This window comes from Paenibacillus kribbensis (assembly GCF_002240415.1).
GTDB lineage: Bacteria > Bacillota > Bacilli > Paenibacillales > Paenibacillaceae > Paenibacillus > Paenibacillus kribbensis.
Genome location: NZ_CP020028.1, coordinates 5225422 through 5238140, shown reverse-complemented (window position 1 = coordinate 5238140; position 12719 = coordinate 5225422). Strand labels below are relative to the sequence as shown.

The window sequence follows — 12719 nt, the reverse complement described above, 5'->3', positions numbered from 1 at the left end:
CATAAAAAAATATTCATAAACCTGCCAATATTACCGATAATTATAGTAAATAAAATGTCGGAGGTATGTTGAATGAATATTACGTTACCTACTATGAGTAATGTTTCTTTAACAACACGTTCAGAACAACAAAAAAATAAGATAACGGCTGGTGCTTCTTCCGTTGGTTTTGACAAAGTTTTGACTTCTGCCACTGAAAAAGAGGCACAAGCCATTTCAGAAAAATATGGCCTTACGGTTGGGATTGAGAACATTCCAAAGAATGAGAAAGAGATCGTCAGACGCGGAAGAAGCGGAAGCTTACAGGATGTGGTCATTGCACCTGGTATCTTGGAAAAAATGAAGACGGATCCTGCCCTGAGAGAGAAAGTATACGGGTATATTAATTATTATACCAATGAGGATCAATCAGCGTTCATGCAAATGGAGCAAATGTATGGTGTAAAGTTAGTTGGTCGCAGTATGATTATTCATGAGGATGGCACCTATACTATATGGTCGGCCAGCGAAACCTCTCCAGAGGAAGTAGAGAAGGGCAAAAAAATCGAGGCAGAGAAGCAAAAAGAAAGAGCGGAACAAGAACGTAAAGCATCTGAGGATGCTGAGGAATATACATTTGTGCGTCCACTTCATTTAACAGACTTATTGCCTGCTCAAACGCTCAGTGCTTTGAGTTCTGATTCCAGGGGAGTTATGTCAACTCAGGATTGGATACAACAGAATTTGCTTTTAAAGACGAATAAGCTGAACAGATTTTATTAAGGGAAGCACTGGTCCGAGTTCGTTCTTTTTCAGAAAAAGCTTATTTTTTCAAAGCCAAATCCGTTCATTTGCGAATGGATTTGGCTTTGTTTTCAATAAGGACATAGTGCGAATGATTGATATATCTCTAGAATAACTGATTAGAAGAGAATTGGAGGTTTTAGAATGAATGTATCATTTACATCATCTCATCAATCGCCGTTCCGCAACACAGATAACAACCGAATTGAGCTACGGCATCCCATTTCCACTCAGGCTGAAAGGAAGAGTATAGGCAAGCCGCAAAACAAAATTATTCAACAACTGACAGAGCAAAAGCAAAATTTGATGGAGAGGCGTTCGGACTATTTAAGTAATGCGCTCAAGCGTGGTCTCGGTCCAGAAGCTGTAAAAGCTGAAATGGAAGAGATAGAAAAGCAGATTCAGCAAATTGACGAGAATATTCAAAAGCAATCACTGGAAGAGCAAAAAAAAGCTTTAGGCATGGATGAGGAAAGTAAAAAAGAGGCTCAGAAAGGTAAAAGGGAAGAATATCAAAGTCTGATCACCTATACAATGCATAGTGTTATATCTGCAAACAATGAGTTGAAGAATGCCAAAATAACTAAAATGGCACAAATTACATTGGGAAGCGAAGCTAAGGGTTGGGAGAGCACTAACCCTGCAAAGTCAGCGGCTTTGCGTGAGAAGGCAGAAGGGCTTAATGGAAAAATCATGGAAGTCGCTGCGAATATTAATGATCGTGTCAGAGAAGCAGTAAAGCAGGAATCGACGAGTACAAATCAGGATGAACAAAAGGATGAGAAGGAAGTAAGTGCCGAGGTTGGCAGGGTGTGGACTGAACAAGAGCTTAATGCCTATCTGGACTCGGCTAAAGATGGGGCGAAAACAGCAGGCACGAAGATAAATATTGCAGTCTGATCCGGCTATCATGTGCATGGTACGCTAAATTAGGAGGGTGCTTTCAGACGAACGCTATCGTTCGCAGAGGCACCCTCTGCTTACTCTTATGGAAACGGACAGAGCAGGAAAAGTGAACAGCAAGTCTATTTATTACTACTTAGTAAAGTAGTTATTTGCTCAATAGGTTCGTTTATAAAACGAGGCATTCGGAAAAGCGTAACCAATTTCTTATCGTTTATCATTATGCTTAACTAAAATATTAAGTATTTAATAATAATATTGACCATCGTAATTATGGTGTGTTATATTAACAGCGTAAATAAAACGGCTTGTTAGTCTTAGAGGTACAACGGATTTTATTTTCGCATTCAGAGAGGATGGTTTAGATGGCAGCAGCTGTAAAAGCAAAAATGATTGTAGACAAATCTTTTCGTATTGCTGAAGTCGATAAACGCATTTATGGTTCTTTTGTAGAGCATCTCGGACGTGCGGTATATGGCGGTATTTATGAGCCCTCTCATTCATCCAGTGATGAAGGGGGTTTCCGTAATGATGTGAAAGAATTAGTAAGACAGCTTGATGTTCCAATTATTCGCTATCCGGGAGGTAATTTTGTATCCGGTTACAATTGGGAGGATGGTGTCGGTCCTGTCGCATCCAGACCTAGACAGCTGGAGTTGGCATGGAGAACGGTCGAGCCCAATGAAGTGGGTACGAATGAATTTTTTAAATGGGCCAAGGATGTTGGTTCCGAAGTGATGATGGCGATAAATCTGGGTACGCGTGGAATTGATGCGGCGCGTAATCTAGTTGAATATTGCAACCATCCGGGCGGTTCCTATTGGAGTGATCTGCGTCGGAGTCATGGGATAGAGCAACCGCACAAGATCAAAACGTGGTGTCTTGGCAACGAAATGGACGGTCCTTGGCAGATCGGACATAAGACAGCGGAAGAGTATGGCCGTCTGGCTGTAGAGTCTGCCAAAGCCATGAAGCTGATTGATCCTGACATTGAGCTTGTATCCTGCGGCAGCTCCAGTTCGACGATGCCGACGTTCCCGGAATGGGAAGCGACGACGCTGGATCATACCTATGAGGTAGCTGACTATATTTCCCTGCACCAATACTATGGCAACCACGACAATGATACTCCAAATTATCTGGCGCGTTCCATGGATATGGACCATTTTATTCAAACGGTTATTTCGACCTGCGATTATATCAAAGCGAAGAAACGCAGCAAGAAAAAAATGATGCTCAGCTTTGACGAATGGAATGTGTGGTACCATTCCAACGATGCGGACAAAAAAATCGATCCATGGTCTGTGGCACCGCCGCAGCTTGAAGATATCTACAACTTCGAGGATGCGCTATTGGTGGGCAGCATGCTGATTACGTTCCTGCGTCACGCGGATCGTGTGAAGATGGCTTGTCTCGCCCAACTGGTCAACGTTATTGCTCCGATCATGACCGAAAATAACGGAAGAGCGTGGAAACAAACGATTTTCTATCCGTACCTGCATGCGTCCCGCTATGGTCGTGGAATATCGTTGATGCCTGTGGTGGACTCCGAAAAATACGATTCCAAGGATTTCACAGACATCCCTTATCTGGATAGTGCTGTGGTATATGATGAAGAGGGAGACGCTCTGACCATTTTTGCGGTTAACCGTCACTTGTCCGAGTCGCTGGAGCTGACGGTAGATGTGCGCAGCTTTGAAGGCTACCGCATTGTGGAGCATACCGTGCTGGAGCATGACGATCTCAAGGCGACCAACAGCCCCGCAGGGGAAAAGGTTGCGCCTCACAATGGCGGCAATGCCAAGCTGGAGGATGGAATTGTAAAATCTCACTTGGGTAAAGCATCGTGGAATGTCATTCGTCTCGCTAAGTCTCATTAATTCTTTTCTATAATAAGTAGGCCTCATTGTAGCTAAATAAAGCTCGCATTCTCTCTTGTAATGGCATACAGGAGTAGAAGTGCGGGCTTTTTTTATACAGCGCAAACAATGAGCGCGTATCATCTTCTTGTGAAATGACAGGAGGGATCAGGCTGTGACTACGACCGAAAAGGTGATTAATTTTGCACATCGCGGAGCTTCTGGGGGATGTCCTGAAAATACGATGGCAGCGTTCCGACACGCGCTGGAGTTGGGAGCAACAGGCATAGAAACGGATGTGCAGCGTACCCAAGATGGACATCTGGTACTGATTCACGATGAATCGCTGGAGCGTACGACAGGTTCACCGCTGGATGTAAGGGATATTACGCTGCAAGAACTGAATACGCTGGATGCGGGCGGCTGGTTTGACGAGAAATTTCAGGGCGAGCGGGTGCCATTGCTGGATGAGCTGTTGGAACTGGCGCAGTCCTCTGATACAGTGATTAATCTTGAATTGAAAAATAGCATTTATCGCTATCCCGGTATGGAAGAAGAGGTCGTTGCTGCCGTGAGGCGTTTCGGGTTGGAAAGGCGGGTGATCCTATCCAGCTTCAATCACGAATCGCTGGCGCTCTGTGCGCAGCTCGCTCCTGAGATTAGGACGGGTGCGCTGTATATCGAGATTATGGTTCGTCCATCGGAGTATGCAGCCCAATTCGGAGTCACAGCACTTCATGCCCACAAGCATGCTGTTACACCAGAAGCCGTAGCTGAGGCTTTGGCAATAGGTGTAGTCTACCATCCGTGGACAGTGAATGAGCCGGAGGAAATGAAGCGTCTGCTGGAGGCTGGGGTGAGCGGCATTATCACGGACTATCCTGATCGGTTGTCGCACATTTTAGCTTCCCGTTCGTCCTGATCGGAAGCAAACTGAACTGAAGCGAAAAGACTCTCCTGCACGCACTCATGTTTATGAGGCGAAGAAGAGTCTTTTTTTTGAGAACCTGATTCCTTTCCTACTTGATGCCAAGTCGCATACGGTAGCTGAACAGGATATCCAGTGTTTTGCCCTGAAAATGATCCTCTACCTGTTTCACAAAGCGTGCCAAATCGTCATCCAGTGTCCGGTTGCCGAGCTTGAAGACACTCTGAATGCCACCTTGGCTCAGAGCAAGCCCTGTATAGCGAGCGGCGTCACACTGCTCACGATTATGGAAGACAATTTCCCGGGTGTAGCGAAATTGTCCGCTGCGCTGCAGATTAGCCAAATGTTGATCCTTGCTCCATTTGTGGGCTTGTTGCTCTACAGGGGTTACCTGCTCCAAAATGGCATCCGCTTTGGCGATAAGCTCTATATACGCCTGCTCTATCTGCCATTGCAGCACCGGAGGCCAGTCACAGTCATAGGCTGCGAACACGCCGCCCTGAGCCAAGACTCTGCCCGCTTCCTGGAGCGTGCTCTCAGGGTCCATCCAGTGAAAGGACTGAGAGCAGGTGATGACGTCTACAGTTCCATCCTCAAAAGGCAGGCTGTTGGAGAACCCGCTTTGGAAGGAGATGGTTGCTGCTGTTGTCGTTCCTGCTGCCTCTAGCTTGCGCTCAGCTTTTCCTCTCATGTCAGGGTTAGGCTCAATGCCGACGATCTGCCGAGCTGCGTCTTTCCAGATGAAGGTCGAAAGCCCTGTACCACAGCCAATATCGACCACAAGCTCTACGTTTCGTTCCAAATAGCGGCTGATGATTTCCACGACGAGTGACGGTGCTTCTGGGCGATGCTGATCATAGTTGTCGGCAAAACCACTGAAACGGTCCACGTTACTTTGCAGATTTCCTTCAGGTATCATAAGAGCTTTTTCCTCCTTGGCCTCGACCGGGTGGCCGAGCAGATTCCGATGCTGCTGTACTCTTACATTGTACAGTTTTATATGTTTATTCATCTACTGTTGTGATTGCACAGCAACTATCGGATTTCAGAGGAGATTTCCCTATTTTATCGTGAAGCCAGCGCTTCACGTATCATGGAGTCCAGCATAGGGCGCAAATCTGCGCGCTGCATGCCCATGTGGAGCACGGCTTCCAGATATCCAGCCTTATCACCAATATCATAACGCGTGCCTTCCAGTTCTAGGGCAAGGAGTTGGTTCTGTAATGCTACCTGATGGAGGGCATCTGTCAGTTGGTATTCACCACCCGCACCGGTGGACATATTTTCCAATATGGAGAAAATGGAAGGCTCCAATACATACCGTCCAATGACTGCCTGCCGTGAAGGAGCATTTGCAGGGGAAGGCTTTTCAACAAGTCCACCGACTTCGTGTATAAGGCCATTCTGGTGGGTGGAGTCAATAATGCCGTATTTACTTACATCCTGTTCTTCTACCGTACGCACGCCGACCACTTGCTTGCCCGTCGCCTCGTAGACATCCATCATTTGACGAATGGCCGGGGTAGAGGAATTCATAATATCATCACCCAGCAATACAGCGAAGGGCTCATCGCCAATGAACTGACGGGCACAGCGTACTGCATGTCCCAAGCCGAGGGGTTCTTTTTGACGGATATAGTGAATGACTGCTTTGCCCCCGATACTTTGAACCTCACGCAGAAGGTCGTACTTACCTTTGCTCTCCAGCACTTGCTCCAATTCCACAGATTTGTCAAAATGATCTTCGATGGCTTTCTTATTGCGACCCGTGACGATTATGATGCTTTCAATCCCGGACTTGATGGCTTCTTCTACGATATATTGAATAGCCGGCTTGTCGACTATTGGAAGCATCTCTTTGGGTAAAGCTTTTGTGGCAGGCAGAAAACGGGTTCCTAGTCCGGCGGCTGGAATAACGGCTTTTGTAATTTTTCTCATAGAGATTCACTTTCCTTTCGGGATGGGGAACCAAATACCCAGTATCGGCTCCCGATATAATTAATGATCATTCCGGCTGCGGTGGCGATCAGCTTGCATAAGGCAAGAGGCAGCTCGGTTCCAGCGTGAAGCAGTTGCAATAATAAGGCGGTTAGACCCAATACGATCAGGTTGATGACGATAAATTTAGGTAATTGACTTTTGTTAGTATCGTCTGGTCGTTGTTTGTTGAATGTCCATTTGCTGTTTAAAATATAACTGTTGGCTGTGCCGCAGCTATACGAAATGATCTGTGCCACCAGGACCGGAACCCCGGCCCAGGCCAGTAGCATAAAAATGATGTAATCTACGCCCGTATTGACCAATCCTACCATGCCAAAACGGATTATAGGAAGCAGCGGGGCAATGCGACTTTTCATGGGTTATGCTCCATGACCGGATTTGGGGCCGGGATATACCGCACTGTTGCCGCGTACTGTACGTCCGGCAGAAATCAGACTGTCTCGGGCTCCTTGATACAGGGAGTCACGTTGTTCAGGAGCTTTCTTGGCATGTGTCGGTCCGTTTTCGTATTGTCCACCCAGATGCTCACGTACAATGTAGAGCGGACGGGCTTTGGTCTCATCATAAATCCGTCCTACATACTCACCCATAATACCGAGAATGATCAGGATTACACCGTCAAAGATCAGGCTGATGCTAATCATGGACGACCAGCCCTTCATCACGTAGGAATCGGTGAAAAAGTTGAGGAATAACACGTACATCAGATACAGGAAGCCGGACATCGACAGCAGTGCTCCAATGTAACCCGCCAGCTTGAGTGGTTTAATCGAAAAGGATGTGATCCCGTCCAGGCTGAGCTTGATCATGCGTTTCAGCGGATACTTGGTTTCGCCTGCGAGCCGCTCATCGCGCTCATACTCAACAGCAGTTTGCTTGAAGCCGATCCAGCTGACCAATCCACGGACAAATCGGTTATTTTCCGGCAGTCGCTTTAATTCATCTATAACCTTGCGGTCCATCAGGCGGAAGTCCCCGGTGTCCACCGGGATATTGATGTCCGTGGAGGCTTTGAGCACACGGTAGAAGAGGCTGGCCGACCATTTCTTGAAGCGAGTTTCGCCATTGCGTTTCAGCCGTTTGGCGTAGACCACCTCATAGCCTTCCTTCCATTTGCTAGCCATCTCAACAATTAGCTCAGGTGGGTCCTGGAGATCGGCGTCAATGACGACGACCGCCTCTCCCACCGCATAATCCATCCCGGCGGTAATGGCCAGCTGATGACCGAAATTGCGGGAAAAATCAATCAATACAATGGTGTCATCTCTGAGACTGAATTCCTTGATGAGCTGGACGCTGCGGTCCGAACTCCCATCATTTACGAAGATCAGCTCGTAGGGCTCGCCCATCGAGCCCATGACTTGTTTTAGCCGCCGATAGGTTTCAGTAATGACGGCTTCCTCGTTGTACATCGGTATAACTATGGAATAACGAATTTGTTCACTCATGAGTAATTCCTCCCTAATTTATAATGTGATTTCGTATAAAGTACCGCTTCCGCCACGCTCGTCTCCGCCAGGTCCACCTTGGCCATCCTGAGCATTTGAATTGCTGTTCGTTTTGTCGCTTCCGCTGTCGGATGCCTGAACATCTGTACTTGCTTCGCCAGTTGTTGTTTTCCACTCATCTGTAGGGATTACTTTGCCATGATCTTTGATCCATGTGGTGACTTCGGAGTTGCCGCTGTCTGGTCCACCGCCGCCTCCACCATTGATCATGAAGTATTTCACCTGACCGCTTTCGACCAGCGCCTTGATCTTGTCGACGGTATACACCGGATCGGAGGATACAAAGCCGTTCATAATAATCACTTTTTGTCCGGCTTCAATCATGTAAGGAGCGGCTGTTGAATAATTGCTTGCTGCGAAAAGGTAGGTTTCACCTGTGTTATGCTGTTGCAAATAGCTCAACGTTTTTTGATCTAAGCTTTGACTTCCGTTCGGTCCACCCATTCCTCTGGAGCGGGCAGAAGATCTCTGTTCTGTGTCTGTGCTTGTTTGAGTTCCTTCAGCTTGTTGTCCATTGGCGCTTTGGCCTCGATTGCCATCATTGCGGCCTGGCATTCCGCCACCACCGCCACCGCCACCGCCAAATTGAGTCGGCCCTGCTTGTGGAATCATGCTGTTCCCCCCGTAGGTGATCGGTGTCAATGCCCAGTACACAGGGCCGATGAACATTGCGAGTACACTTGTAATGACGGCAAATTTCGTCAGCTTCTCTGATTTCAGTCGTGCTATTACCAGTAACGCTGTGCCAACGATCCCCAAGATTAATACCGCGATGGACCAGCCGCTGCCAATGGTATCGTTGTAATTTTGCAAAACAAACCAGCCAAATACCGAGGTTGCCAATACCGCTGCCGGTAACAGCCAGGAGAGCCAGCTGGAACGCTCGCGATACTGCTGCCACAATTCTACGAATCCAGCTCCAAAGAGCGCTGAAATCGGTGGTGCGAGCATAATCAGGTAATAATGATGAAAGAAGCCGGCTACGCTGAAAAATGCAGCGACAGGAAGGAGCCAGGCCAGCCAGAAGATGATCTCTCTGTGCTTCTGGGTTATATTGCGACGACGAATGCTTGCCAGCAGTCCGATCGAAGCAATCAATGCGAATGGAAGCAGCCAGCTGGCCTGACCTGACAAGGCAGATTGGAATAACCGTAAAGGCCCCTTTTCACCAGTGCCGAACATGCCACCACCGGAATTCCCGCCCGGTCCACCACCAGGACCACCAGGTCCACCTTGCCCGTCGCCAGGACCGCCTTGCCCGTTGCCGCCAAATCCGCCCGGCGGCATTTGGCCACCTGCACCGAATCCACCTGCTGCCGTGTTGTTAGTAGCAGCGTCGCCAGTTGCTGTAGCATCACCCGATGGTGTAGCTGTCTGAGTCTGCTCCGAATTTGTACTGCTGCTATTGGTTGTGGCGTTTTGCTTCCACTCCGAGCGCTGGCCACCACGTCCACCGCCTGTTCCCTGATCTCCTGTCAGACGGGACAGGCCGTTATAGCCAAAGGCCAAATTCAGTACAGAGTTTGTACCGCTGCTTCCCATATAAGGGCGTTGGTCTGCCGGAGTGGAGTCCACCACAACTGCCCAAGAGAGCGATACGATCAGAAGAACCACTGCCGATCCTGCCAGGGTTACCGCTTTACGCTTCCAGTTAAACTTGGAGGCCAGTAGATAAAACAATCCCAAAGCGGGAACGATCATATAGGCTTGCAGCATTTTTTCATTAAAGGCAATGCCTACGACTGCGAAAGCCGCGAGGATCAGCCCGGTTTTGCTATTTTTGATGCCTCTGAACAAAAGCCATGTGGCAAGTAGCAAGGTGAACACCAGCATAGCGTCGATGTTATTTGTGCGGCTGACCGCTACTGCTATCGGTGTAGTTGCCATGGCGAAGGCGGCCAATCGAGCAGCCATCGTACCGAAGCTCGGTTTCACGAGCAGGTAAACGAGCAATACCGACCCGACCTGAGCCAGCGCTTGCGGCAAAATAACGCTCCAGCCGTGCAGCCCGAATATGTAGGCGCTCGCGGTCTGAATCCAGAACACGACTGGCGGTTTGTCTACCGTTACCGATCCGGCAGAATCGAGTGAGGCGAAGAAGAAGTTGTGAAAGTTCTCTAGCATGCTCGCTACGGCCGTCGTGTAGTAGGTGTTGACGTATTTGTCTTGCCAGATGTTGTATCCGTTCAAAAATGCAGATATCAACATGATGATGATCAGGGGGATATCCGCCCTGCTTTTAAACCATTTCTTAATCATGTACATTCCACTCCCTGTGAAAATTCTTTGTATTTATTCCGTTGTTCTAGCCGCTATCTTCAGGACTGCGGAATGACCAGTCGCTTCTGATCTTGGCCCGGTGAACTACCGGCTTGCTATTATCTTGCCAGACGTACCTTAATTGGTTATGAGCGCTCCCTGAACGTTAGCTGAAAGCTTATCAGAGGTGCTTTTTTTACGGCGGGATTCAGGTATATTAGATACAGGTAAAAATGAACCGACTTTTTATAGGGAAAAAATGCGACGTTATGAAAGGGAAGATTAACCATGAAACCAATACACGGAGTTAAAATTATGCTGGCCGACGATGAGCCTCATATTTTGCAATTTTTAGAGCTTGGACTAATTAATGAAGGATATGAAGTCAGAACCGCCGAGAATGGGAGTGATGCGGTTGATCTGGCAAAAGAGTTTCGTCCGCATGTAGCGGTACTGGATGTCATGATGCCTGAAATGAACGGTTTCGAGGTATGTCAAAGTCTCAAGGAGACGGAGGATAATATCGCGGTCATTATGCTGACAGCCAAGGATGATGTGGATGATCGGGTAAAAGGCTTAAAACTCGGCGCGGATGATTATGTTGTAAAGCCTTTTAGCTTTAATGAGCTGCTGGCTCGCATTGAAGCGCGTTTGCGCAACCAGTTTCCCGATCTGCTGGGAGAAGTGGTTCACGGACCCTTTCAAGTGGATGATCGCCGCAAGGAGATTCGCTATCAGGGTCAGGTGCTGGAGCTGTCGCCTACCGAATATGAGCTATTGAAGTTTCTGGTGCTGAACCACGGTATTGTTTTAAGTAAAAGCCGTATTCTGGACCGGGTGTGGGGGTACGATTTTGGGGGCGAGGATAATATCGTTGAAGTGTATATTCGCTCGTTGCGTGAAAAACTTAAAGACAAGGAGCATCGGGTCATTCGTACGCTGCGCGGTGTTGGATACCGTGTGGATCTGCTATGAAGGCGGGGGGCAAACATCGGAGCAAATATGGACTCCGTTCTCTCCGGTCCCAGCTTTTAGCCAGAACATTGCTTATTTTGGCTCTGATGCTCGTATTGATCGGCTTTCTACAATATTTTCTGATGAAAGATTTTCTGTATCGGAGTCGTGCAGATGCTATGGGAACGCAGTTAAACTCCATTCCTGCTGATTTATTGATTAGGGACTCGCAAGAGCAGAGTGGGGGTGTTGCTCCCCAGGGAGGAAACAATCGAAGGGATGATCGACCGGGGCCGTTCCTGTTTTGGCCGGATATGTCGCTCGCAGCTATAGGCATAGATGGAACCTTCCGGAGCTTGTCCAGTGAAAACGGACTTAACCCACCGCGTCTCACCACTGAGCAGTATCAAGCGATGCAGCAGAGCAAGCGCATGCGTCATGGCTATCAATTGATCACGGATGCTCAAGGGAATGAGCAACTGGTTGTGTTCCGCCCGCTTGGCCCGCCTGACCGCTCGTCAGGTTTGCTTCAAATGGGCGTATCCACGACTTCCATGCAAGAGCAGCTGATTAATCAGCTCCGTACCTTTATTTTATTGTCTCTGATTGCGCTTGCGATTGGTCTGGCCCTCATGCTTCCTGTGCTGCGCCGTACGTTGGTGCCCCTTTCGCGGATGGTTGAGGCGGTCAAACGTATTGATGCCGGGAATCTGGACGAGCGTTTTGACGCCGAGCAGGGCCAGTATGAAGTGGATCGGTTGGCGGTTTCATTTAATGGAATGCTGGAACGGCTGGAGCATTCATTTGCTGCAGAGCGGGAGTTGCAGATGCAGATGAGACGATTCATAGCGGATGCTTCTCATGAGCTACGAACCCCGCTCACGTCGATCCACGGCTTTTTGGAGGTATTGCTTCGCGGGGCGGCAGCCAATCCCAAGCAGCTTCAGTCCGCACTAGAAAGTATGTATGGAGAATCCAAGCGGATGAATAAACTTGTCTCCGACTTGCTGTTGCTGGCTAAGCTGGACCGAACGCCGGAGTTGAAGCTGGAATGCATATCGCTGGATGGGTTGCTGCTGGAAATGAAACCACAGCTTCTCATGCTGGCAGGCACGCGTAAGGTGGTTTTTGATATGACGGCAGGTGTACGGGTGCTGGCAGAGGGGGATAAAATCAAGCAGGTGGTGCTCAATCTGTTCCACAATGCTGTTCAGCATACGGACCTGGAGAACGGTGTGATCCATGTGAATTTGTCCGCCAGCAAGAAGTTGGCGGATATCCAAATTCGTGATAACGGACCAGGCATGAGTCAAGAACAGCTGGAGCGGATATTTGAGCGATTTTATCGTGGAGATGAATCACGTACACGCAGCTCGGGCGGAGCGGGGCTTGGCTTGGCTATTACAGAGTCTATCGTGGAAGCGCACGGCGGAAACATCACAGCCGAAAGTACACTGGGAGTCGGTAGTGTATTCAAAGTAACGCTGCCTTTAGCAGGAACGGTATAGTATTGTACATGATGGC

The 12719-nt window shown here is 48.4% G+C and carries 11 protein-coding genes; 6 read left to right on the top strand and 5 right to left on the bottom strand.

The features are described from left to right. The first annotated feature begins 72 nt into the window (after positions 1 to 72). From B4V02_RS23385 to B4V02_RS23370, 4 genes are all read left to right on the top strand, one after another. Entirely contained in the window at positions 73 to 762 is a 690-nt protein-coding gene (locus B4V02_RS23385) for a DUF6033 family protein (RefSeq protein ID WP_094156604.1), read from the top strand. Between the two features lie 165 nt (positions 763 to 927). Beyond that, on the top strand, positions 928 to 1683 hold the full coding sequence (locus B4V02_RS23380; protein WP_094156603.1) for a muscle M-line assembly protein unc-89 Uncoordinated protein 89: 756 nt from the start codon (positions 928 to 930) through the stop codon (positions 1681 to 1683). A 368-nt stretch (positions 1684 to 2051) separates the two neighbouring features. Then, the gene (gene arfA / locus B4V02_RS23375; protein ID WP_007428314.1) at positions 2052 to 3566 is read left to right on the top strand and encodes an arabinosylfuranosidase ArfA; all 1515 of its coding nucleotides are present in this window, start codon (positions 2052 to 2054) and stop codon (positions 3564 to 3566) included. 154 nt (positions 3567 to 3720) lie between these two features. Then, positions 3721 to 4467: a glycerophosphodiester phosphodiesterase gene (locus B4V02_RS23370; RefSeq protein ID WP_094156602.1), complete on the top strand. Its 747-nt coding sequence runs from the start codon at positions 3721 to 3723 to the stop codon at positions 4465 to 4467. Positions 4468 to 4564: 97 nt separating this feature from the next. On the opposite strand, the gene B4V02_RS23365 is transcribed toward B4V02_RS23370, so the two are convergent. The 5 genes from B4V02_RS23365 to B4V02_RS23345 all read right to left on the bottom strand — a co-directional run bounded on the left by B4V02_RS23365 (position 4565) and on the right by B4V02_RS23345 (position 10241). After that, positions 4565 to 5392 carry a class I SAM-dependent methyltransferase gene (locus B4V02_RS23365; RefSeq protein ID WP_094156601.1) on the bottom strand — a complete coding sequence of 276 codons (828 nt, stop codon included), beginning with the start codon at positions 5390 to 5392 and terminating at the stop codon, positions 4565 to 4567. 146 nt (positions 5393 to 5538) lie between these two features. Then, entirely contained in the window at positions 5539 to 6411 is an 873-nt protein-coding gene (gene galU / locus B4V02_RS23360; protein WP_007428317.1) for a UTP--glucose-1-phosphate uridylyltransferase GalU, read from the bottom strand. Then, positions 6408 to 6830 carry a GtrA family protein gene (locus B4V02_RS23355; RefSeq protein ID WP_094156600.1) on the bottom strand — a complete coding sequence of 141 codons (423 nt, stop codon included), beginning with the start codon at positions 6828 to 6830 and terminating at the stop codon, positions 6408 to 6410. The genes galU and B4V02_RS23355 overlap by 4 nt, the downstream gene beginning before the upstream one ends. Positions 6831 to 6833: 3 nt before the next feature. Beyond that, on the bottom strand, positions 6834 to 7922 hold the full coding sequence (locus B4V02_RS23350) for a glycosyltransferase family 2 protein (protein ID WP_007428319.1): 1089 nt from the start codon (positions 7920 to 7922) through the stop codon (positions 6834 to 6836). A gap of 18 nt (positions 7923 to 7940) precedes the next feature. Beyond that, positions 7941 to 10241 (bottom strand): glycosyltransferase family 39 protein, encoded by a 2301-nt coding sequence (locus B4V02_RS23345; protein ID WP_094156599.1) that lies wholly within the window; start codon positions 10239 to 10241, stop codon positions 7941 to 7943. Positions 10242 to 10529: 288 nt separating this feature from the next. On the opposite strand from B4V02_RS23345, the gene B4V02_RS23340 reads away from it, so the two are divergent. Next, the gene (locus B4V02_RS23340) at positions 10530 to 11216 is read left to right on the top strand and encodes a response regulator transcription factor (protein WP_043890679.1); all 687 of its coding nucleotides are present in this window, start codon (positions 10530 to 10532) and stop codon (positions 11214 to 11216) included. Further along, a complete protein-coding gene (locus B4V02_RS23335; protein WP_094156598.1) occupies positions 11213 to 12703 on the top strand; it encodes a sensor histidine kinase in 1491 nt (496 codons plus the stop codon). The genes B4V02_RS23340 and B4V02_RS23335 overlap by 4 nt, the downstream gene beginning before the upstream one ends. Positions 12704 to 12719 lie beyond the last annotated feature (16 nt).

Coding starts and splice junctions, on each gene's coding strand:
- B4V02_RS23385 (WP_094156604.1), top strand. CDS start 73: ATGAATATTACGTTACCTACTATGAGTAATGTTTCTTTAACAACACGT.
- B4V02_RS23380 (WP_094156603.1), top strand. CDS start 928: ATGAATGTATCATTTACATCATCTCATCAATCGCCGTTCCGCAACACA.
- arfA (WP_007428314.1), top strand. CDS start 2,052: ATGGCAGCAGCTGTAAAAGCAAAAATGATTGTAGACAAATCTTTTCGT.
- B4V02_RS23365 (WP_094156601.1), bottom strand. CDS start 5,392: ATGATACCTGAAGGAAATCTGCAAAGTAACGTGGACCGTTTCAGTGGT.
- galU (WP_007428317.1), bottom strand. CDS start 6,411: ATGAGAAAAATTACAAAAGCCGTTATTCCAGCCGCCGGACTAGGAACC.
- B4V02_RS23355 (WP_094156600.1), bottom strand. CDS start 6,830: ATGAAAAGTCGCATTGCCCCGCTGCTTCCTATAATCCGTTTTGGCATG.
- B4V02_RS23350 (WP_007428319.1), bottom strand. CDS start 7,922: ATGAGTGAACAAATTCGTTATTCCATAGTTATACCGATGTACAACGAG.
- B4V02_RS23345 (WP_094156599.1), bottom strand. CDS start 10,241: ATGATTAAGAAATGGTTTAAAAGCAGGGCGGATATCCCCCTGATCATC.
- B4V02_RS23340 (WP_043890679.1), top strand. CDS start 10,530: ATGAAACCAATACACGGAGTTAAAATTATGCTGGCCGACGATGAGCCT.
- B4V02_RS23335 (WP_094156598.1), top strand. CDS start 11,213: ATGAAGGCGGGGGGCAAACATCGGAGCAAATATGGACTCCGTTCTCTC.